The organism is Mariniflexile gromovii (genome assembly GCF_017814435.1).
In the GTDB taxonomy this organism is placed as follows: domain Bacteria; phylum Bacteroidota; class Bacteroidia; order Flavobacteriales; family Flavobacteriaceae; genus Mariniflexile; species Mariniflexile gromovii.
The window spans coordinates 92,915-116,409 of the sequence record NZ_JAGJCB010000008.1 but is presented as its reverse complement, the minus strand read 5'-3'; the positions used below and the strand labels follow the sequence as shown (position 1 = coordinate 116,409).

Genomic DNA, 23,495 nt, shown 5'->3' with positions numbered 1-23,495 from the left:
ACAGATTTTTAATATATAAGTGAACACTTCTAAAAATGTATATGCCATGCAACAAAAAGTAAGTGATATGGTGTGGGCAGATATGGTTCCCGAGTTGAATAAACTTTTTGATAGTATGGTTAATGAGGATGAAATATTACGCTTTGATACTTTGGAACTGGATTTGGGTGAGGTAACTTTTAGTGAAAATAACACCAAAAACATAGTTGAAAAAGTAATAAGTCTTTTAAAGGAAGAACTTATCAATAAAAAACAAAAGTTGCAATCTGGAAGTATTGAAAGTGAAGATGTATGGAAAGTCAATTCCCAAAAAACTAAAAGTGAGCACTATTTTAATATATGGCTTTATTGGCTTAGAAAGGGCATGTTACCATCGTATACCATACCGCCAAAAGACGATTGGATAGAGTTTGTTTTAGAAACCCTTGCCCTAAATTCAAATGCGGTACTGGCACTTAAAAAATTATTGGAAAAGCATCCCACAGCTTTAAAAAGGTTAGTGCTTCAACATGATCCACAGCAGCTTAAATCGATTACAGAACTTTATACCGGATATGCACAGTCCAATTTATTGGTCTTTTTTGAAGAACTTAAGGCCATTTATAAAACCCTTCTTTTAAAGAAAAAGGAACCTTTTAGAAAATTAGAAATAGCGTTATGGAAGTCGGTATTCCAACAAGTAATTATTGATGAAAAAAAGCTGAATACTACCGAAATATGTGAAAATTTGATAGGTCTTCCAGAATTTAATCCAGTAATCAAGGAATTGAATAACGTAACAAGACCTAAGAAAAATCAATACCCATTTCTATATAGTACTTTAAAAAAGAACCCTAAAATCCAATTAGATGCTACTGTATATACAAAGGATGAAAATAAAGTAGAAATTGAAACTATTGAAACCCCAAGCTTTTTTAAAAATGCCGGCGTGGTATTATTGCACCCTTTTTTAAGCGCGCTTTTTAGAAAGTTGAATCTATTGGAAAATAATGAGTTTAAGGATTTTGAAAGTCAAAGTAAGGCAGTTTTACTTATCCATTATTTAGCCACCGAAAATGAAAAACCTCATGAATATGAAATGGTATTGCCAAAATTCTTGTGCAACATGCCGGTAAACATGCCTGTAGATCATACACTTATCATAACAAAAGATGAAAAAATAGAGGTCAACAATGTATTAGGGGCAGCTATTGAGCATTGGGGCGCTTTAGGAAATGTGAGTCCTGATAGTTTACGGGAAGGGTTTTTAATACGTGAAGGAAAACTAGAAAAGGAAGCATCCGGATGGAAACTATATGTAGAACATAAAACCCTGGATGTTTTACTCGATAAGTTGCCATGGAATTTAAGCATCATCAAATTACCTTGGATGAATGACATGCTGAAAGTAGAATGGAGATAGAATAAATTAATTGAATATTGGAAGTAGCAGAAGTACAAAAAAAAAGTTCAACCGCTCAAAACCAAATACAACTGAAGCGGCAACCCTTCTTTAATAAAGATGGGAAAGACGGCTTTTTTTCAAAATCTAATGAAAATCAGACTCCCGAAGCCTTTTTTAGTCCAACAACTGTTCAGCCTAAGTTAACTATTGGTCAACCTAATGATAAGTATGAAGTAGAAGCCGATACTATGGCAGATAAGGTGGTTCAACGCTTATCATCAAGTAACGAGTCAGCAAACACCATAGGTTATAATGGAAATACTGCAATACAAGCCAAATGTTCAGAATGTGAAGAAGAAGAAAAACTTCAAAAAAAAGAAGAGGTTTCAGTAAATGAAAATAATCCTATTCAACTTAAACCTATTTTCGAAAGTAATGCAGAGCAACCCGAATCTGAAATACAAACAAAATTAATTTCATCACCAGTAATTCAACCAAAATGTGCCCATTGTGAAGAGGACGAAAAATTACAAAAGAAGGAACATGAAGAACTGTTAGAAAGCGATACAGAACTACAAAAAAAAGAAGCAAGCGCAGATACAAATGAAGCACCTAATTTAGAAGAACGTTTAAATTCAAGTAAAGGAAAAGGGAGTTCATTACCATCTGATTTACAAAATTCTATGGGCTCAGAATTTGGAGCCGATTTTAGTAATGTAAAAGTACATACATGCAGTGAATCCGTTCAAATGAATAAAGAATTGGGGGCACAAGCCTTTACCCATGGCAATGATATTTATTTTAACCAAGGGAAATATGATACCAATTCAAATTCAGGGAAACATTTATTGGCGCATGAGTTGACGCATACGGTACAGCAGGGCGCCAGTGTAATGAAAAAACCAGATGTTCAGCTTGAAGAAGAAGTAGATAAAGAGGAGCTAGAAAGACAAATAAAAGAGAGCAATAAAGAACAAAAAGATGCTTTTGATCCATCTGAAGCTATAAAAACGCAAAATGAAGCCGTTAAAGAAGGTGAACAAGCAGAGCTAATGGCAAATGAAGGGATACCAGTAGTAGAGCCGCCCAAACCGGAACCTTTACCTGAAGCGTCAGGATCTAATGGATCTAGAGTAGCTATACCCGTGCCCAAGAAACCAGATGTTGTTGTGCCAGCTTCACAAAAGAAAAAAGAACCTAAACCTGAACAAGATAGTGCAGTTGCTGAACCAAACGTTAATGAAGAGGCAAATGCAACCGGTACAGAAACAACTGAAGCACCACTAATGGAAAAAGGAGGTGAAACCCTTGAATATCTTGAAACCCAAAGTGCAGGTGTATGTAATGAAGGAGCAAAAAAATCACAAGAATTGGCAGATAATGAATCGGCTCACGATACTGCTGAAGAAAAAACTACGCAAACAGATGTAGCGGTAGAACCTCCTTTAGAAGAAGGGCAATCTCTCAGCAATGCCGAACAAATAAATACTCTAGAAGAAGCCGAAGAGCCAAAGGCTAACGATGCTGAGATTAAAAGTGAAATGGACAAGGCAATTTCTGATGCCGTTCCATCAAAAGTAAAAGAGCTCAATGAGTTTGAGTCAGAAAAAAAAGCACAAGTAATTGGAAACAAAGTGTTGGCAGGAACCACCAAGCAAGTTGGTGAAATACAAGGTACATATAATGAAATAGAAACGCCGCCAGCACCAGCTGAAAGTGAAATACCAGAAGCCTTGCCAGAAATAGAGAGCGCTCCAGATACCTCAAACCTTAACCTTGGTAAAGGCGCAGTACCAGCAGTACCTATTGAACAAACAGATCTTTCTAATTTTGAAGAGGAAGCAGATGGAATTTATGAAAAAGAAGGTGTGTCTAAAGACATGCAAGCGGAGTTTGAAAATGTTGATAGTGGCGATATAGCTGAAGCAAATAAAGAAAAAACCACTTTAAAAGAAAAAGTTGCAACCGAACCTGCCAATTTGCAAAATTTTGCAGCAGAGCAACAAAGTAAAGTTGAAACCGACCTTCAAAAAGAAGAAGAGAAGGCAAGAGGTTCAATGGAGGAACAAAGAAACAATGAACTTAATGGAGCAAAAATTGAGCAAGAAAAAACAAAATCTGAATTAGAGCTAAAGAGAGAAAATGTTACAAAATGGATTAATGATAGGTACAAGCTAGCGGAAGATGTTGTAAAAGAAAAACTAAGTAATTTAGAAACTCAGGCTTTAAATACGTTCGACAATGGACAAAAAACACACTCTATAGCATTTGAAAATAATGTAAAACGTAGAGTGAATGCATGGAAATCTGATAGATATTCCGGATTCTGGGGCGGCGCCAAATGGTTAAAAGACAAATTTGTTGGCATAGATCATTTTCCAGCAATTAAAGAAATATTCACTAGCGAGCGTGAAACGTTTGTAAAAGCCATAGACCTCTTAATTATTGATATTAATGCTGAAAACGAAAAAACAATAAAATCCTGTAAAGAGGAAATTGTTACTGCAAAAAAAGAGATTCAAAAGTACATAGATGAACTTGGGCCAGAATTAAAAGAAGCTGGTAAACGAGGGCAGGAAGAAACAACAAAAAAACTTGAAGCACTCGATAAGCATGTAGAAGACGAGAAGAAAAAACTTCAGCAAAAATTATGCGATAAAAAGGATGAAGCCATGAAAGCCATTGATAAGAAGATTGAAGAAATGAAATCTGAAATGAGTGGATTGGTTGGCAAACTAGGTGCTTTATTGCTTTATGCCGCTAAGAAATTCTTTAAATGGGCCATTGAAAAACTTGGAGGTAGCCCAGATAAAATTATAAGCTTATTAGATAAGGGAGCAACGGTACTGAAAAAACTGTTTACAGACCCTATAGGTTTTTTCAAAAATTTAGTAAAAGCAGTTGGTGGCGGAATTAAAGGTTTTGTAACCAACATTGTTTCTTGGCTTAAAAAAGGACTTGTGGGATGGCTCATGGGGCAAATGGGCGATAGCGGATTAGAATTACCCCAAAAGTTTGATATGAAAGGCATTTTATTTCTTGGTCTTCAGGTAGCTGGACTTACATGGAATGTCATTCGCCCTAAAATCGTAAAAGGTTTAGGAGCTAAGGGCGAGACTATTATGGCTGCTGCTGAAAAAGGGGTAGATATCATCAAACGCGTAGTTAAAGAAGGTCCTATTGCTTTGTGGGATATAATAATGGAAAAAGCGGGAGAGATCAAAACAAAAGTAATGGAAGGCATTCGTAATTGGGCGGTTACCCAAATTATTAAGAAAATGTCAGTCAAATTGCTTTCAATGCTCAACCCTGCAGGAGCCATTGTGCAAGCCATTATGTTACTATATGATGTAGTCATGTTTTTTGTAGAGAATTGGGATCGTATTATAGATTTTGTAAAATCAGTTTTCGATTCCATAGGAGCCATTGCAAGCGGCGCCATTGGTCAAGCAGCAGGGTTTGTTGAAAAAACATTGGGTAAAACCATACCCATGATTCTTTCATTTGCTGCCCGTTTTGTAGGTCTTTCTGGTATTGGTAAAGCAATTCGTAAGGTCATTGAAACCATACAAAAACCATTTAAGGCCATTCTTGATAAGATGGTTAAATTCCTTGTGAAACAGGTGAGTAAATTGTTTGGTAAAGGTAAGGGTAAAGGAAAAGACGGTAAAGATAAAAAAGATGATAAAAATATTTTAAAAGATAAAGAAGTAGGTGAAAAAATAAGTTTTAACGTAGGCGGTGAATCACATAAAATATGGATAGATACGAAAAATGGGGTTGAAATTATGGTAGCTAGTACTCGTATGACTATTAAGGGTAGGATAACTAAATGGGATAAAAAAGTAAGTGATCTTCCTGAAGAGAAAAAAGAAAAAGCAAAAAAAATGCTCCAGTCAGCCGGTAAATTATATGAATCTACAAAAGTAAAAGCAACAACTGCAAAAAAAGAAATTGATCAGGCAACAAAAAACCCAAGTCCAAAAGAAATTAGTGAAGCTACTAAAGCATATAACGTAACAGAGAAAGAAGAAAAAAGATTAATGCATGAAATGACTCAATTGTTTGAAATTTTTGGTGATGAAAATGGAGTGATGGCTAGGTTTGATGCTTATTTGAAAAAAATAGATCCAAATGTTAAGTTAGCAATCTATGATGCCATTGAAAAAAACAGCAAAAACTTAAAAGATGTAAAGGAATGGCCTGTTTTAGTTGAAAAATTAAAAGGTTTGACTCCTTCAACAAAAAGTTTGTTTTCATCTCCTATGGATGCTAATTCGCACAGTTTTGGTAAAAAATTGGTAAACAATCAAGCTAGTAATGCTCTAACTACAGCTTTAAGTGACCAAAAAGAGAAAAAGAAACAAGAAGTAACAAGTAAAAAGAAAGAATTTATAAATAATAGAGTTCCTATAATTCATGGAGGACAAACAGCTAGAGCAATGGAAGCTAGAACTGCCATTGTAGACCAGATTACCGATAAAAACAAACAGAAAACAGCAACAAATTCTTTAACAACTTATTACAAAGAATCATTACAAGGCAATATAACTGAAGAACATGATAAGTTTACCCCTAAAGTAATAAGTGTAAGAGTAGACAAAGGTTCTATAACCATTGAATATACTTATGAGGTAGAAATTAATGGTAGAAATGAAATACGAAAATTTTTCAGCCATTTACAGATAGCTCAAGTTAATGGTACAGAAGGAGTAGATCAAATAACTTATGGTAGAGATTTGGTCTTAAAAATACCAAAAACACGAGGTAGAACAGAATCAGTTAATCAAGAAGAAGCAAATAGAGCTTTAAAAGACTCAGATTCGCATGTTGCGAATAAAGAAATAGGTTTTGATGCGTCGCATGTGTTAGCAGATACATTTCTGGGATCAGGCTATAAAAATGCATTAAATTTAGTCACTACATCAGCAGATTATAATCGAAAAACAATGAAAACTGCCGAAGAGTATGTCAAAAAGCAGATTAAAAAAGTAGAAAATAATCTTAAAAAGAAAAACCCTGAAGATTTTGTTACTTTCGATTTAACTGTTTTAGCAAGATGGAATCCAGTTACGGACAGTGAAATTGTTAAGGGATTAAAATCAGCCAATGCAAAAATGACAAGTGAACAAATTACAAAATTGAGAGAGATGATTGCAAGTGATAAAGATCCAAAGCTTTGTCAAGGTGTTACTTATATGGTAAATGATATTAAGAAAAATGGAACAAAAAGTATAGGTGCAAATGGAATATTTACAGAAATAGGGCCAGATACTACTTTGAGCAAAATACTAATAAATAAGAAAAAATAAATGTATGGATAATGTAATAGAATTTTTAGAAAATTTTTTTCAGGTTGAAGCAGATGCTAGTTTTACGGCTCAACAAGATAATAATTTTAAGGATGCAAATGAAAAAGCTATCTTACTATACTCATTTTGCGTTGAAGCTCTGAAGAATAATTTAGGAGTTATTATTAGAGAATATCCCAAACCTAAAATGCCATCTTTTATACCAGTTCCACCTGCACCAACTGAGCCATTTAAAAAGAGGATTTTATTTAAATTGAGTGAATATAAATCTAAATCTAAAAGGTTTGACAATATATATATAGCATTTTGTTCTGTTATGAATCAGGAACAAGATGGTTATTTAAGTATAGATATTCTTTTTTTGGTGACTAAAATAGGGCAAGAGTTTAAAATAGCTAGAAATTATATATATGATGAAGAAGCTAACAATGATTGGCATGGAACAAGTTGGCATGAAAATGAAGGTGCTAAAGGAGTCGACTTATGGAATTTAGGAGAGTTTGTTAAAACGAAGAGGTTAATTTCACCGCAAGATTCTGAATTGTCAATGAAATTATATAATCAAAATATTTAATACTATATAGACATGGCAACAAACGAAAATTACAAACCCAGTAAAGCCCACAAATGGAATCGGTTAACCTGCGATGCCATACATTATGTGGGTTTACCACCAACCATAGCTTCTAGAGCATTGGCAATGGTTCACACAGCTATGTATGATGCATGGACCAATTACAATGATGGCGGTTGTGAAGTAAGTACCACTACTGGTAGCCGTTTAAAACAGCCCGATAGCGAGTGCATTTCAGGTAATAGGGAGCGTGCATACAGTCATGCCGCATATACCGTATTGCAGGAATTGTTCTGGCTATCATTACCACCAGAACATAAAAACATGTTCCGGGATTTTATGTGCGATTGTGGTTTTGACCCCGATGATAAAAACTTAAAACCTAACAATCCTGCTGGTATAGGCAATTTGTCGGGTAGATTGATTATTGAATGTCGTTCAGGCGACTTATCTAACGCATATTCAACTTTATATGCAGGCCATTTTTCCGATTTCAGTGGCTATCATCCTGCTAACCCACCATTACCACAATCCATAAAATATCCTGATCGCTGGCAACCTCAATTAAAAGATAATAAGCCACAACAATGCCTTACCGCACATTGGGGGTTGGTAAAACCTTTTGCATTAAAGTGGGGTGGCGAGTTTAGACCACCTGCTCCTATCAAATGTGGTACTCGCGCCTATGAAAAACAAGCTGAGGTTCTTTTAAAATATAGTGAAGGATTAACCGATGAGCAAAAAATGATAGCCGAATTCTGGGGCGGGATGCATGAAGACAAGTTTGCCGATGCTATTAATAATAAAAATGGACCTTGGGCAGCACCTCCTGAACAATGTTGTAGAATAGCAAGGTACCTTTCAAAAAAATATGGTTACAAGAATGCTTTTGATATTAAGATGTTTTTTGCAGTATCCAATGCATTAATGGATGCAGCCATAGCAGCCTGGGACTGCAAATTATATTATGATTATGTAAGGCCCATTTCGGCAATTCATTATGTATATAGAGGTAAAACGGTTAAGGCTTGGGGAGGTCCTTGTGAAGGCACCAAGGAAATTGAAGGAGATAACTGGTTGCCATATATTCCAACACCGCCTTTTGGTGAGTATGTTTCAGGTCATAGTACATTCAGTGCAGCAACTGCTGAAGTGCTTTCAAATTTTTGCGAAAGCGGAAAATATGGAGATTCAGTTACCATACCAAAAGGAGGCTCTAAAGTTGAGCCTGGTTGTACACCTTCAGAAGATATTACATTGTGTTGGGACACCTTAAAAGCAGCAGCAGATGAGGCAGGTATATCCAGACTTTATGGAGGCATTCATTTTGTGTCTGGCGATTTAGAAGCGCGAAAACTAGGTAATAAAGTAGGTTGCGCTGTTTGGGATAAGGCCATGCAGTATTTTAATGGTAAATTAGGTTAAAATAATAATAGGTATGAAAATAATTTCTGTAGCAAATTTTAAAGGTGGGGTAGGAAAAACAACAACGGCAATAAACCTTGCCGCCGGTTTAAAGAATCTGGGCAAAAAGGTATTGCTTATTGATGTGGATCCGCAAGCGAACCTCACACAATCTTTAGTAATAAAAGATGAAGTTAAAAAATCTGTTTACACAGTATTGCATAAAGAAGCATTTGGTGAACGGACAAAAATAACAGATGCTTTAATAAGTGCTTCAGGATTGGATTTAATACCATCATCATTAGATTTGGCAAATGCTGAATTGGAACTAGCCAGTGTTTACGGCAGGGAACAAATTTTGGCACAACTTCTTAGTTCACTTAAAGGCTATGATTTTGTTTTTATTGATTGTCCGCCCTCCATGGGAATGCTAACTATAAACGCCTTGGTAGCAAGCGATATGGTTTTGATACCATTACAGGCAGAATTTTTACCCTTAAAAGGAGCTAAGAGTTTTTTAAAACATTTAGATCTTGTGAAAAAAATGAATAAAAATCTTAAACTTTTAGGATTTGTGCTTACCAGATATGACCAAAGAAAAACAATGAACCGTAAAGTTAAAACACAACTTGAAAAAGAATTTTCAAAAGGAAAAGTGTTTGAAAGCCGTGTCAGATCAAATATCACGCTTGCTAATGCACAGGAAAACGGGTTGGATATTTTTACATTCGATAAAAGTTCGAATGGCGCAGAAGATTATACAGAACTTGCAAAAGAGTTTTTGTTAAAAACTAATTAAAAATAATGAATCATGAAAAGCATATTTTCTAGCCGTCGGAATAAAAGTCCTCACAATAACGAAGAAACTGAAAAAACGGAAGCCCCATTTTTTTCGAAGGAAAACAGAACGCCATTCTTTAATGGTTCAAACGCATTAGGTGTACAAACAAAACTTACGGTTGGTAAACCTGGCGATAAATATGAAAAAGAAGCAGATAGTATGGCGGATGCGGTAGTTAATAATGCTGCAAAACCAAATATTCAAAATAAAGAAATAAGTAATATCCAACGTGAATCTTTAGCGACCCCACAAGAAGATGAGAAATTAGGAACTGCTGAACAACGTGTAGAAGAGGGTAAATTAGTTCAGGAAAAGCGAGAAATCAGCAAGAAAGAAGGTGAAGAAGAGGAAGAAGCGGTTAGTATGAAAGAAGCAGAAGAGGAAGAGGAAGAAATGGTGAGTAAAAAGGATGGGGAGGAAGAGGAAGAAATGATACAATCAAAGAGTAATTCCACAAATCAAACCGTAAGCAATACACTTTCACAACAAATAAAAAACAAATCAGGAAAGGGTAAAAGTTTGTCAAGAAACATAAAATCAGAAATGGAGTCGTCTTTTGGGGTCGATTTTAGTGATGTAAATATTCATACGGATACAGATGCTGTAAAAATGAATAAACAATTAGGGGCTCAAGCTTTCACTCATGGAAAAGATGTGTATTTTAATTCAGGAAAGTACAATCCAGATTCTGCCAATGGAAAGCGTTTACTAGCACATGAATTGACACATGTGGTGCAGCAATCAAAAAATATTCAACCAAAAATTCAAGCCTATAGAGTACCATCAGAATTGGAATGTGATGATGTGGTAGAGTGGTTAGATAATAATTCGCCCTATTTACCCGGGTGGGCACAAACTAATTCAGATTATAGTTTTAATGGCAATTTAAATATTAGTCCACCTGAATCAATGGATGATGGTCGCATTCGTTTAACAGTAACTGGACATAGTGGACTTACGGTAACTGTAAACACAACCATAGATAAACCCTCATGGTCACCTTCTAAACGTCCTAACCGAGAAGCAGATAGAGCTGCTTGGAATGCTATGATGACAGTGTTGAATGCTCATGAACAAGAGCATCGAGTTATTGGAGAACGATGGAGAACAGTTATGCAGGAACGATTTCGAGCAATTAATTTTAGCGTAGAAGCTGAAAATCGAGATGCAGGCATATCACAAATTAGAGAGCAATTACGTAGCATGCAGGAATCTTGGAAAGCGGAAGCACAAGCTGATCAGGATGCTATAGATCCATTCCATGGTGCAACTTTTACCTGCCCAACTACTGCTACTGAATCTGTGCCTTAATCAACATTAAATATAAAATGCAGAAGAACTTTATCAATAAGCTTAATTATGAACACTAATCCAGAATTCAAATATCTAAAAGAATTTATTCAGTACCGATTGGACCAATATTTTCAACCCGATAAGGATAACCAAGAGCCCACGATACCAGAAATGAGTGAATGGACATTGTATATCCCAGATTTTATTAAGGAAGCTGGATTGGATAAAGAAGAAAAATTAGTATTGTTACTTTGCCTTTCACCTCATGTGCAAAGCAACTTTCTGGATAGTATCATTCAAAATAAATTAGCAACTACGGGAGATTTTCCTCAGCTTGGAGGTGTTCGAGGGAAAAACTTTAGAGGTTTTCTTCCAACTGGCGAAACGACTATGTTTTTGCTTTCTGGAATAAATTTTCAGGAAAACAAAAAGACATATGATATTTTTCATTCCAATCATTTTTTTGCAAAACATCAAATTTTATGGTTAGAAAAACCTCTTGAAGGAGAACCCAAGTTGAGCGGAAAAATTATAATGTCGCAAGAATATGTAGAACTTTTAACCCAAGGAAAAACCAATAAACCAAGCTTTAGTATGAAATTTCCAGCCCAAGTTATTGAAACAAAAATGGATTGGGATGACCTCATTTTAAGTGATGAAACCTCTAAACAAATTCAGGAATTACACGCTTGGATAACACATGGTAATACCTTGATGAATGACTGGGGGATGCACAAAAAACTGAAACCCGGTTACAGAGTGCTGTTTCATGGGCCACCAGGAACGGGCAAAACGTTAACGGCAAGCCTATTGGGTAAGCAGACGGGTAAAGATGTTTATAAAATAGATCTTTCGATGGTTGTGTCTAAATTTATAGGTGAAACTGAAAAAAATCTATCTAATTTACTAGCTAAAGCAGAAAAAACCGAGAACATACTTTTTTTTGATGAAGCTGATGCCCTTTTTGGTAAACGCACCAACGTAAGGGATGCACATGATAAATATGCAAATCAAGAAGTTTCCTATTTATTACAAAGAATAGAAAATTATAATGGGCTGGTTATTTTGGCATCTAACCTTAAAAGCAATATTGATGAAGCATTTGTAAGACGCTTTCAGGCTATCATTCATTTTCCGTTGCCCAAGTTTTCAGAAAGATTATTGCTTTGGAAAAATGCATTTCCATCTAAAGTTAAACTTCATTCAGATATTGACCTTGTTCAACTTGTCCAAAAATACGAGTTATCTGGTGCAGAAATAATGAATATTGTTCAATATTCTTGTTTGTGTGCCTTGGCTGATAATAAAAAAACTGTATATCAATCATACATTGTTAATGGAATTCAAAGAGAATATCAAAAAGGTGGAAGAATTATGCGATAATCCAATGAAAAAAAAGAAATTATTCATTGTGAGTTCAATGTGAGAAATTCAATTTTAAAGTTCTTTAGTCAATAATGTCAAACTATATCACCTTAAGCGCACTCGAAAGGTCTTAAAAAGTTCGATTTTTAATTAGGTTTCGACTGCGCTCAATTTGACAAAATTAATTGATAATCAACATTATGTCAGTGATTATTCAGCGCCATTTTCTAATAGAACAATAGTGAAATTAGAGTTGATTTTAACAGTTCCGTTTTCAACTATTACATCTTGATTTGAATAGGCATCATGCAGTCTATTCCCGTTATTAAATACTGATGAAGCATCCATGATTTTTTCGCCTTCAGATAAATCCAATCCAATCACAACTAAATCGAGGAAGTCTCCTTTTGAAAAACTCCTACTGAAAACATAAGGACTTTTTGAAATCATTTGATGCGTTCCCGCACCAACAGCTGGATGTTTTGCTCTAAACTGTCCTAGCTTCTGGTAGTGGGTTAAAATGGCTTTTGTTTCTGGGTTTTCGTTAATGTCTTTCCAATTCATAAATGACCGTAAAGTGGCATCGCCTTGAGTCCCTTCAATAATTAAAGACCGTGCCGATTCATCTCCATAATACACTTGCGAAGTTCCTGGTGCGAGCAATAATTTAGTACCTGCTTCAAATGGTTTACTTCTGTTTTTATCAAATGGGTCACCATCATCATGCGATGATACATAATTTAATGTTCCAAAGCCTTCTAAATCTGTATTTAAATAATCTGAATACGTGCTAAAAAGTGTCTCATAATCTTGTTGAGCTGCATTCCATTTAAATTGAAAATTGATTAAACTTCGAAATGCTTTTATGGGGGTTAATTAAAAACAATACTATTACATAAATATAAAAAGGTTCGAAAAAGGTTGATTTTGTTAGGGTTTTGGGCGGTTTAGGTACTTTTACATGAAATAATACTTTTTAAAAAACTATCATTCACTACTATTTTTTGTTAACTCATGTACCATTTAGAACTTTAAAAAGGTGCATTTGTGCTTAATTACTGGTATATTGATGCGGTTGCACTTGGTTTTACTACTATTTTATTTTATGCTTTAGCTTGTTTTGCAATTTGCCTGTTAGTTTTAATAGAAATGAAAAAACAGCGTTTAAATTATGTTTAAAGGCTGTTTTACAATAACTTACAATATTTTTTCATACCTAAAAAGTATTATTTCATTTTAACTAACTGCTTTTTAAAATAGTTGCAACCTTATTTTATTGTTTTACAGATACTTAAATAAAAATTGTTTGCTTTTATTTTGACTTGGTTAAAAGTTATATTTATTTAGGTTACCGTTTATATTTATTTAGGTTACGTTTTAGGTTACCTTTTCTATTTTTGGTTTAATACTAATTTATGAATCTCATCTTTCAGTTTTATTATTTCATTCTTAGCCTCTAAAAGTTCATTTTGAACAACTATTAACTTATCATAAAGTGATGTTTCTTTTTTTGAGGTAGGCAGTTTTTTTGTTGTATTAATGTAATCTGGATTTTCTTCTAATATTTTTTTCCAAGCCTCTTTGTCTTTTGCTTTTTCAATATCAAGTTCTATTCTAGTCCTATTATTAGTTTCATCAACTTTTTTAACTAACCATTCATCATTAAAAGGCAACCCCTCTCCTAATAAAATATAATCTGTATTAATGTAAGAATATGAATTATTCATATTTATAACATGCTTAATAGAAATTTTCTTTCTACCCTTCTTTAAGTCATTCATGCCGACGGAATTTTCTCCAATATCTTTGGCAAATTCCTTTAAAGAATTGATTAATCCCCATTTTTTCAAGTAGTCAAGTACATTTGAAAGTCTTTCATTTTCATTGTTTGAAATCGAAAAATCCCAACTGTAACCATGGTCAAAAATATCGATGTAATCTACTTTAATAATTTTCATAATAAGAAATAATAATAATAATTTGTTTAAAATATGAAAATATCATATTGTTGCATGTACTTTAAAAGTAATTAGTATGCAAAATAATCAAAAAATAGTAGAAATAGGAAATCTTTTGCCTTTTGGTTCTAAAAAAGAAATTTATAGACGAACAGGAATAACCGAAAAAACGATTAGTCACTTTTTTAGATTAAAAACAAAGTATCATCATCATACTTATATAAGTATTATGAAAGAAGCTGTAAAGATAATTAAGGACGAAAAGCTAAAGCCTAAAAATGTTAAAGAAAAAAAAATAAGCATTGAAACCAAACAGTTAGAAAAAGACATATTGGATTTAATTAATGATAAATAAATGCTTCACTGATTAATGATTGGATATGTTACATATACTGAACTTCTTTCTTTTGGGATAAGCGAAAGCTATCTAAAAAAGGCACTTTGTTATTATAGACAAAAAAAATCCCAATCATGGGAAAACATCAAGGATTTTAATGACAAGCGCAAAGTTTGGATAAAACTTGAAACCATACCCAAAGGCACTAAGGAAAAATACAACATCCCAACAGCTGAACAATTACAAGCAATACAAGAAAAAGAACAATCTTCAAGGGCTAACCTATTGAGCAATCCCGTTGCTGCTAAATTACAACACGCATTTAGCGAGGCATATGGGGGTTATCTTCAATTATACTGGGATAGGTTAGCCTATTCACAAGAAAACCAAATAAAACTATCTACCCAATACGCCAAAGAGCATGCGTACTGGGTGCAAATGGTTCACTTAACAGGAACGCTGGAAAAAACCACATACGGCAAAGTGTCCGAATGTTTTAAAATACACAAAGAACTCATTAAAAATGAGGTTGTTTTACAATCAAACATTACCAGTTTGGTACGTTTTAAAGTAAAGCTAAAAACCATAAGACAAGCCCTATACATGGGTGAAGATGCCGTAGAACAGATAATACACAATGGTTTAAAGGACAATAAAGAGGGTACTAAAGTTAAAGATTTTCACAGAGCTTTAATTATGGCATACCTACAATATGAGCAAATTTACCCTTATAGGGTTGTAGCCGATTTAGTAAACCACCATTGTGAACTAAAGGGCTATAAAACCATATCGGAAAGTTCTATAAAACAACTTATGAGCAGTGATAACAAGTTTAGAACCCTTGTTGATGCTTACAGATACGGAAAAAACACTTTAATGACGAAGTATTGCCACATGCTGTTAGGGAACTTCCAAAATTCCCTGCAAATGTTTGGATGATAGACGGAACCCCCATGCAGTTTTATTGTTGGGACAATAGCAGAACCAAGATGATAAGGCTTTATTTATTTGCTATTAAAGACGTTTGCAGCCGTAAAATAGTTGGGTTTGATGTGAGTTACAGCGAAACACGTTTTAACATACTAAATGCCCTTAAAATTGCCGTAATGAATGAGGGGTATTTACCCTCTGAAATAGTATCGGACAATTTTAGTGCAGGAAAGACCGAAGAAATTTTAGACTTAAAAGAACAAATGACCCGAATGGGTATAAAATGGCGTAATTCTAAAGTTGGCAATGCACAAGATAAAAGTTATATAGAACGCTTTTTCGGGGTATTCCAGTCTGTTGAATGTGCTTTATACGAGGGGTATATAGGAGAGGGCGTAACCAGTAAGCGAAACAATCGCCCAAATCCCGATTTTATACAAAAAATGGCTAAGAAAAACGGTTTGTTGATGCCAAACGAAATGAAAAGCCGTATAGCTACCATGATTGCCAAATATAACGAGCGCAATATAAGCGGTCGTAAATCTCCAAACCAAATAAGCAACGACATGCCAAAACCTAATGCCATTCCTATGGATAGCGTTAAAACAGCATTGATGTTTTGGAGTAAAACAAGCCATACCGTTAAACGTGGTATGGTTAAGATTAAGGTAAACAAAATACAGCACACCTACGAAATAGCGTGTAACGACACCAAACTAAAGTTACAAAATAAAAAGGTTGCAGTACGCTATAATGAAAAGGATTTAGATTGGATTATGTTGTTCGATTACAAAACAGACCTCCCAATTTGCGAATGCAAAAAGTCTATAAAAACACAAATGGGGCATGTAGATTTAGATGAAGCCGAAACCCTTAAAATCATTAAGAGCGAAGCCAAAAAGAAAAGCTACAAGACCCATATTGAAAATGAAGTTAAAAAGGTGTTTGACAAAGGTTTAAACGAAGCCAATTTAGACGAACTAGAATTAACGCATCCGCTATCGTTGGAAAAAAACCAAGTAAACTCTAAAGAAAGCAAAGAACTTTTAGAGATTTTCTACAACGAAAACCATATTACGAAAGACCAAGAAAAACTAAAAACAATAAAACCGATAGGGAAAATTGAGCGTTCAAACATTGAGGACGCTCATGACTTCCTATTAGTAAAAAAGAGCCTCGGAAAAGGCTCTTTAAAGCCGATATAAAGCATATCGGCTTAGAATATTATAGAAACACAAATGTATGAAAAAAGAAGCATTACAGCAAGAAACAAAAACATTGGTTGAGGACTTTTTAAAGAAAAAGGACATAAGCCAAAACCAAATGGCAGAATTACTGGAAGTAAGCCCTGCAACCGTAACCAATTTATTAAAAGAGAATTGGGAAAAACTAAACGAAAGTATGCTAATGAAAATTAGAAGCTTTTTTAGTGTTAAAAAATGGGTTGCCATTGAAACGGCAAACTATACAGCCATTCAAGACCGATGCCTTGAAGCTAGGGAGCAAAACAAAATGATTGGTATCGTTGGTTTTTCGGGAAGTGGAAAAACCTTTGCATTGCGCCAGTACTTTGAAACCAATGCAAACACTTACTTAGTAACATGTTCACGCTCCATGCGAACCAAACAGTTTTTATCTGAAATACTGAGGGCTTTGGGCGTATCGTGGTTGGCTAGTGATCACGAAATGACCAAACGCATTATTGATGAACTTAACAAAAAGAGCAATCCGCTTTTAATCATTGATGAAGCTTCAAAACTATCGGCAAACAGCCTTATGTACATACAGGATATTTGGGATGGTATAGAGGATAATGGAGGGATAGTTTTGGCAGGTGTTGAGTACCTATTAAGCAACATAAAAAAGGCAGCCGACAAGAACAAAATAGGCATGCCTGAATTTTACGGACGTGTCAACCAATGGCAGGAACTTACAGAACCCACACGAGGCGAAATAAACACCCTTTGCGAACATAACAACGTTACAGACCAAAAAGTAATCAAGGCTCTTTACAGGCTAGGAAATTACAGATTGGTACGAAACGCTATCAATAATTTAAACACTCTTTAAAAACGATTTAAACAACATTAAAACTTATAGTCATGGCAGTATATTTTAATAAATCAGAAAACAAAATAGTAATAGAAATCGCTTGTGAAGCATATGGGGCTGTTGATGAATTTCGATTAAGAAAAGCAGCCCTTTTGGAGTTGCTTAGAATAGCAGATGAAGAAAGATTAGATATTAATACAAGATTTTGGGCTATGCAAATGATAGAAGACTTTGAGCCGACAGAGGAACAATATGAAAGCATGTTCAGTACAGGCAACAAAAAAAACTCAAACAAAAAAGAATGGGTAAGTGTAGAGCCATTACCTGCAAACTTTAAAAAAACGAATTGAAAGAATGGGAAAAATAAATAAAACACCCAATTTTCTTGCAATGAGTGAACAGCTATTGCGGGATTTGCAAAGTGATGCCGAAAAAGAAGGTATGGAATTTATACATAATAACTTCCATAATAAAGGCTTTACAGATGCTTCATTTGAAGCTTGGCTACCAAAAAAAACAGACGATACATTTCAGTTACTTATAAAAAGCAACCATCTATTCAATAGCATTGATGTTATTTCCTCAACAAAAGATAAAATTGTGTTTGAAGCCAGTGCGCCTTATTCCCAAATACATAATGAGGGAGGTGTTTTAAATATTCCCATTACACAACGTTCACGAAAATACTTTTGGAAAATGTTTAGCGTAACTGGAGACCAGAAATGGAAAGCTATGGCACTTACCAAAAAGGAACGATTAACGGTAAGAATACCTAAAAGACAATTCATGGGAGATTCCGAAACCTTTAGGAGAAATTGGGATGAAAAAGTACAAGAAGAGATTATAAAACGATTTAAACAATTATGAGCAAATTAACCATTTATGGAGAGATAGGAAAAGATGTAATAGATACTAAGTTTATTGCATCCCTGCAAAAAAAGACAGGAGATATTACCGTTAAAATAAATTCTCCTGGAGGAAGTGTGTTTCATGGCTATGCCATATACAACGCCCTCAAAGAATATGACAAAGGCAAAATTACGGTGCATATTGATGGCGTTGCAGCCTCAATGGCATCGGTTATATGTTTGGCAGGACATAAAATAATCATGGCTAAAAATGCCATGTATATGATTCATAACCCCCAATCGGGCGGTTTTGGAGAGAGTAAAGATTTAAGAAAACAAGCCGATTTATTAGATAAAATTAAGTCTGTTTTAATGGAAACTTATTCCAATAAAACAGGTATTAAAAACAATGAATTGGCGGGCATGTTAGATGATGAAACTTGGTTAACATCCGATGAAGCTTTAAAGCTTGGTTTTGTTGATGAAATAAAAAACGACACATTAACAAAAGTAACGAATATACACGCCTTAGAACCTAACGAAATCTTTGCATGTTATGTAATAAATAAACCTTTAAATATGAACAAAAAACTATTAAAACTACTGGAGCTTTCTGATGGAGCTTCGGACGATGACGTTCTTGCAGCTGTAAAAAAAATACTGCCTAAAAAGAATGAAGAAGCTGGTAAAGAAGTTAAGGCGGTTATTGATGAAGCTTTGCTTTCTAAAAAGATTACAACCGATATGACCCCACATTTTACAAAGATGCTTCAAGTTGATTTTCAAGGCACTAAAGAGCTACTTAACAAAATGCACGGTAGAGCTAAATTATCCGATATGCTAAACCATCAAGATAATAATGATACGTCAAAAGACCGAAGCAAATGGGGCTTAGATGAATACCGTATGTATGCACCAAACGAATTAAAAAGAGACCCGAAGCTATACAAAAAGCTTGTAGATGCTGAATTTAACAATCAAGATTAACAATTAAAAAACAATTAAAAATTAGAATTTTATGGCAACATTGAACAAACAAATTTGGATTAAACAGTTAATGAAAAACTTTTATCCAGACCCCTCATTTCTAAACTTCGTAAAGAACTTTAGTGCATTGGTCGAATATGATAAACTGACCATGGCTGAAGTGGGAGTAGATCCAAATGTATTAATTAATAATACCACATACCCCATTGATGTTTTACCTCGTGTGGATACTCCTTTAGAAATTACTTTGGATTTATTTGAAACTGAAAATACTTTGGTTAGAAGACCCGAAGCTATTGAGTTGGCTTATGATAAATTAGAAAGCGTATTGTATGGACATAAACAAAGTTTAAGAACTAGCACCGCTAGAAAAGCTGCACATGCTTTTGCTCCTGCAAATGATGACACTTACACGCCAGTTATTGCCTGTACTGGTGAAGTAGATGCCAATGGGTTAAAAAGGTTAACGGTTAACGACATATTGGCTTTAAAACGCCGTTATGATGATTTAGACATACCAAAAGAAGACCGTTATTTAGTATTAGACCCAAAACATACCGAAGACCTTATGTTAATTGATTTAAAGTCCTTTAAAGATATTACCGACTTCAAAAATGGAGTGCCTCAAAGGTTTGCTGGGTTCAATATGTTGGAGTTTAGCAAAAACCCAAAGTATGATGCTGCAACACTTGTTAAATCGGCTTTTGATAGTGTAACGCCAGGAACTGCACATTCTAGTTTTGCATTCCAAAAAGAAGAAGTAATGAGAGCTGATGGAACAGTACACATGTACGAAACAAAGGATGACCCAAAAGAAAGGGCGACAATAGTTGGTTTTGATAAACGTTTTATTGCTTTGCCTATTAGAAATAAAGGTATTGGCGCAATAGTTTCAGGCTCATGAGTTTTAAACCTGATTTATCACAGCTTTTTAATATTGCTTTTGGCTTTGTTCCAGTTAGCTATGCCGTTAACAATTTAGAGCCAATAAGCAATGAAGCTGTTTATCGTTCGATACCTACGAAACCAATTGAGGAAGTTAAAAAAATGAGTTGGATGGGTACACCTATAATGTTTCCTATGAAGTTTAAAGGTGGTTCTTATCAATGCTACACTCCTTTAGGAGATTTGGAACAAAAGCAATTTAATGATTTTGAAATACCGCCCGCAACGGTTGTAGATTTTCGTAGAGCCAAAAACATAACAAAAACCAGTGTATTAGGCAAAAGTGGCACGGTAAAAGAAATATACGGTTTTGATGATTGGCAAATACGTATCCGTGGGTTATGCTTAGACACACCAAAAATTTCGGCTTATGACCAATACAGAGAATTGCTTAAATGGGAGGAGATTGCTGACAGTATTGAGGTAATTGGCTCACTTTTTATAGATAAGAGCATTTATAGAATATCTATTGAAGAATTTGATTTTAAACTACCACAAGGGAAGCAAAATGTTTTTCCATTTGAAATAACTGCATGTAGTGATGAACCAATAGAATTGGCTAGATAAATAATCTCTTACCACGTTTAAAAGGCTCTATTTTTAGAGCCTTTTTTTATGTTAAAAACTGCTTTTTGCTATATTACAAATAGACTTTATATTTGCTTTATGGCAATGAATGAACTTACCCAAAAAAAGTATGATGACATACGTTTAGAGTACGAAAAACTATCTAAAAAGACTTATAAAGATGTGCCGATGTATTCACAAGAATACATATTAAAAAAGCTATCTGAACAATTCTATTTATCTGTAAAGACAATAAGCGACGTTATTTATTATCGTGTTTAAAAGGCATAAAAAAGACCCTATTGATGATTTAATAGATGTTCTTGAATTTACTCGCGAACTTACTTAAATCTGTTTATAGAGTCTTAATGTGATGCACATTCTTGAATTTACTCGCGAACTTCGTCACGAGGCAAATATAAGCTAAAAAAGCCCTTTTTAAAAGTATTATTTCATTTTAACGATGGGATTGCTTTATTTTGACGATTATATATAGACGGAAAAGATATTTTTTCCGTATTGCAAGGCAAAAGCAAAACGCCGCATAAAGTGTTTTTTTTTACAGTAAAGATGTTTTAGAAGCGATAAGGTCTGGTAATTGGAAAATGCGAATAGCAGGCAAACCTTCACCAGAACTCTATAATCTGGAAAATGATATAAGTGAAAGTGCCAATGTTTTAGAGCAACATCCAGATATTGCTTCTAAACTAAGAACATATGCTTTAGAATTTGAAAAAGAACTCGATAAAAACACGCGACCAGCGGCATTTGTTAAAAACCCAAAACCATTATCAAAATGAAGAAAATACTATTAGGTATCAGTTTAATCCTAACCTTAAGTAATTGTGCTAACCAAAAACAGCTTGAATTGGAATCTCCTAACGGAAACCTTAAAGTAACGTTGGATAATTCTGAAAAGAACTTGAAATACAATCTTTTTGGAAACAATACCGGTATTATTTTAAATTCTGAAATCTCCATTTTACAAAATTTGGAAGTAAAAGTTTTAGATACCAAAGCAAAAGAGGTTAACGAAAACTGGAAGCCTGTTTGGGGTCAGTTCAGTGAAATAAAAGATCATTATAACGAGTTGGAAGTTTTCTTGGATTATGAAGGTATACCGGCAAAACTTTATGTAAGAACTTATAATGACGGAGTCGCTTTTCGCTTTAAAGTTGATGAAACGCCACAAGATATAAACCCTTCATATATTATAGAATACGGATTGCCTGATACAAGCAACTTATATTCACCAGCGGGTGAAGGTGAGCCTTTTGGCCCTGTATCTATAGGGGATTTTGGCAGTATAGATACAAAAAAACTAAAATTGAAAATGCCATTAGTGGTTGAAAATGGTCAAAATAATTTTTTATCGCTTTTGGAATCCGATTTGGTAAGTGCTCCAGGTTTCAATGTCATCGATTTTAAATTTGATAAGGATAACAATAAATTGGTTTCTAAAAATGATTTCGCTTCAGAGGATAAGGGATTAATAACCCCGTGGCGCATCATACTTTTTGAGGATGAAATCGGTGGTTTGTTAACAAACACAGTGCCTTTAAATGTGGCTGCCCCAAATAAACTTGAAAACACCTCATGGATAAAACCCGGAAAAACCCTTTGGGATTGGCGCGTACATGGTTTTACAACGGAAGACGGATTTACCTATGGCATTGATAACGAAAGTTATTACCGTTTTATAGATTTTGCTGCTGAAAATGATATTGAATATTTCTTGATTGACGATGCGTGGTACACCCATGTGGAACCAGGAAAAATGACCTTGTCTGACAAATTAGACTTAGATAAGGTAATCAAATACGCCGAAGACAAAGGCGTTTCATTGCTTTTGTATTATGATAGAAGACAAGGTGATTTTGGTGATGAAGCCTTGTTTCCGTATTACAAATCCTTAAATATGAAAGGCATCAAATATGGTTTTATGAGTTCAAACGTACCATTTACAAGAGATGCCATACGCATGAGTGCCGAAAGTAATTTGTTGATAGATTTTCATGATGGTCCGGTACCTTTTACCGGGGTTAGCAGAACTTATCCGAATGCCATCACTAGGGAATATTGTCATGCACAACAAGATTCCAGACGCGCTTTTACACCAAAAACATTCATTAGAATGGCGCTTATTAATGCCATTCAAGGGCCTTTGGATATGAATAACGGTATTTTTGATATCACAAGCGTAAATGCAGGTGAAAGAGAAAAGGGTCCAAAAAAGTTAAATTCTTTAGAAACTACGGTGACTGCTGAAGCTGCAAGAACCTTAATTGTTTTTAGTGGTTTGGTGTGCATCCCCGATGCGCCTGAAGCTTATGCTGAAAAATCAGATTTATTTGAATTCATTCAAGAAATGCCCGTTGGTAAATGGGATGAAAGCAAGGTGTTGCATGCCAAAATGGATGCCTTTATTTCTACGGCAAGAAGACATGGTGATGATTGGTTTATTGGATCCGTTCACGCAGAAGGTGGCACTTTAGATATTGTTTTGGATTTCCTAAAAGAAAACCAAAATTACATCATTACCTATTATGAAGATGCCGAAGATACCAATAGCAAAACAAACCCCGAAGCGTACCAAGTACGAATAGCCACCGTAAAAAAAGGCGATGTAGTAAAAGCGAAAATGGTAGCTGGTGGCGGACATTGTATGTGGATTAGACCTGAAAAAATTTAAAATTTA

Annotated in this window: 21 protein-coding genes; 19 read left to right on the top strand and 2 right to left on the bottom strand. The window is 34.6% G+C overall.

The features are described from left to right. Positions 1-19 precede the first annotated feature (19 nt). The 7 genes from J8H85_RS10115 to J8H85_RS10085 are packed head-to-tail and all read left to right on the top strand — an operon-like array spanning position 20 to position 12,191. The gene (locus J8H85_RS10115) at positions 20-1,402 is read left to right on the top strand and encodes a contractile injection system tape measure protein (protein WP_317194995.1); all 1,383 of its coding nucleotides are present in this window, start codon (positions 20-22) and stop codon (positions 1,400-1,402) included. Positions 1,403-1,419: 17 nt separating this feature from the next. After that, positions 1,420-6,696, top strand: coding sequence for an eCIS core domain-containing protein (locus J8H85_RS10110; RefSeq protein WP_209655079.1), 5,277 nt, complete (start codon positions 1,420-1,422; stop codon positions 6,694-6,696). 4 nt (positions 6,697-6,700) lie between these two features. Beyond that, positions 6,701-7,270, top strand: a complete 570-nt coding sequence (locus J8H85_RS10105; RefSeq protein ID WP_209655078.1) for a hypothetical protein — start codon at positions 6,701-6,703, stop codon at positions 7,268-7,270. 12 nt (positions 7,271-7,282) lie between these two features. Then, on the top strand, positions 7,283-8,695 hold the full coding sequence (locus J8H85_RS10100) for a vanadium-dependent haloperoxidase (RefSeq protein ID WP_209655077.1): 1,413 nt from the start codon (positions 7,283-7,285) through the stop codon (positions 8,693-8,695). 13 nt (positions 8,696-8,708) lie between these two features. After that, a complete protein-coding gene (locus J8H85_RS10095) occupies positions 8,709-9,473 on the top strand; it encodes a ParA family protein (protein ID WP_209655076.1) in 765 nt (254 codons plus the stop codon). Positions 9,474-9,485: 12 nt separating this feature from the next. Then, positions 9,486-10,826, top strand: a complete 1,341-nt coding sequence (locus J8H85_RS10090) for an eCIS core domain-containing protein (protein ID WP_209655075.1) — start codon at positions 9,486-9,488, stop codon at positions 10,824-10,826. A 48-nt stretch (positions 10,827-10,874) separates the two neighbouring features. After that, positions 10,875-12,191, top strand: a complete 1,317-nt coding sequence (locus J8H85_RS10085; protein ID WP_209655074.1) for an ATP-binding protein — start codon at positions 10,875-10,877, stop codon at positions 12,189-12,191. A gap of 192 nt (positions 12,192-12,383) precedes the next feature. Here J8H85_RS10085 and J8H85_RS10080 read toward each other — a convergent pair whose 3' ends face one another. Together J8H85_RS10080 and J8H85_RS10075 are read right to left on the bottom strand one after the other, a co-directional pair. Beyond that, positions 12,384-12,836 carry a hypothetical protein gene (locus tag J8H85_RS10080; RefSeq protein WP_209655073.1) on the bottom strand — a complete coding sequence of 151 codons (453 nt, stop codon included), beginning with the start codon at positions 12,834-12,836 and terminating at the stop codon, positions 12,384-12,386. A gap of 728 nt (positions 12,837-13,564) precedes the next feature. Further along, the gene (locus tag J8H85_RS10075) at positions 13,565-14,131 is read right to left on the bottom strand and encodes a hypothetical protein (RefSeq protein ID WP_209655072.1); all 567 of its coding nucleotides are present in this window, start codon (positions 14,129-14,131) and stop codon (positions 13,565-13,567) included. 76 nt (positions 14,132-14,207) lie between these two features. On the opposite strand from J8H85_RS10075, the gene J8H85_RS10070 reads away from it, so the two are divergent. The 12 genes from J8H85_RS10070 (at position 14,208) to J8H85_RS10015 (ending at position 23,489) form a co-directional block, all read left to right on the top strand. Further along, positions 14,208-14,486, top strand: coding sequence for a hypothetical protein (locus tag J8H85_RS10070; RefSeq protein WP_209655071.1), 279 nt, complete (start codon positions 14,208-14,210; stop codon positions 14,484-14,486). Positions 14,487-14,501: 15 nt separating this feature from the next. Next, positions 14,502-15,407, top strand: a complete 906-nt coding sequence (locus tag J8H85_RS10065) for a hypothetical protein (protein ID WP_209655070.1) — start codon at positions 14,502-14,504, stop codon at positions 15,405-15,407. Then, positions 15,404-16,603 (top strand): DDE-type integrase/transposase/recombinase, encoded by a 1,200-nt coding sequence (locus J8H85_RS10060; RefSeq protein WP_209655069.1) that lies wholly within the window; start codon positions 15,404-15,406, stop codon positions 16,601-16,603. Before J8H85_RS10065 ends, J8H85_RS10060 begins: the two co-directional genes overlap by 4 nt. A gap of 37 nt (positions 16,604-16,640) precedes the next feature. Beyond that, positions 16,641-17,468, top strand: coding sequence for an AAA family ATPase (locus tag J8H85_RS10055; protein WP_209655068.1), 828 nt, complete (start codon positions 16,641-16,643; stop codon positions 17,466-17,468). Between the two features lie 32 nt (positions 17,469-17,500). After that, positions 17,501-17,800 (top strand): hypothetical protein, encoded by a 300-nt coding sequence (locus J8H85_RS10050; RefSeq protein WP_209655067.1) that lies wholly within the window; start codon positions 17,501-17,503, stop codon positions 17,798-17,800. Positions 17,801-17,804: 4 nt separating this feature from the next. After that, complete coding sequence (locus J8H85_RS10045) at positions 17,805-18,317, top strand: hypothetical protein (protein WP_209655066.1); 513 nt, start codon at positions 17,805-17,807, stop codon at positions 18,315-18,317. Next, positions 18,314-19,285, top strand: a complete 972-nt coding sequence (locus J8H85_RS10040; protein ID WP_209655065.1) for a head maturation protease, ClpP-related — start codon at positions 18,314-18,316, stop codon at positions 19,283-19,285. Before J8H85_RS10045 ends, J8H85_RS10040 begins: the two co-directional genes overlap by 4 nt. A 31-nt stretch (positions 19,286-19,316) precedes the next feature. Beyond that, positions 19,317-20,189, top strand: a complete 873-nt coding sequence (locus J8H85_RS10035; protein ID WP_209655064.1) for a phage capsid protein — start codon at positions 19,317-19,319, stop codon at positions 20,187-20,189. Continuing rightward, complete coding sequence (locus J8H85_RS10030; protein ID WP_209655063.1) at positions 20,186-20,797, top strand: DUF6046 domain-containing protein; 612 nt, start codon at positions 20,186-20,188, stop codon at positions 20,795-20,797. Before J8H85_RS10035 ends, J8H85_RS10030 begins: the two co-directional genes overlap by 4 nt. Positions 20,798-20,896: 99 nt before the next feature. After that, positions 20,897-21,079 (top strand): hypothetical protein, encoded by a 183-nt coding sequence (locus J8H85_RS10025; protein WP_209655062.1) that lies wholly within the window; start codon positions 20,897-20,899, stop codon positions 21,077-21,079. 323 nt (positions 21,080-21,402) lie between these two features. Further along, entirely contained in the window at positions 21,403-21,597 is a 195-nt protein-coding gene (locus tag J8H85_RS10020) for a hypothetical protein (RefSeq protein WP_209655061.1), read from the top strand. Continuing rightward, entirely contained in the window at positions 21,594-23,489 is a 1,896-nt protein-coding gene (locus J8H85_RS10015) for a glycoside hydrolase family 97 protein (protein WP_209655060.1), read from the top strand. Before J8H85_RS10020 ends, J8H85_RS10015 begins: the two co-directional genes overlap by 4 nt. Positions 23,490-23,495: the final 6 nt, after the last annotated feature.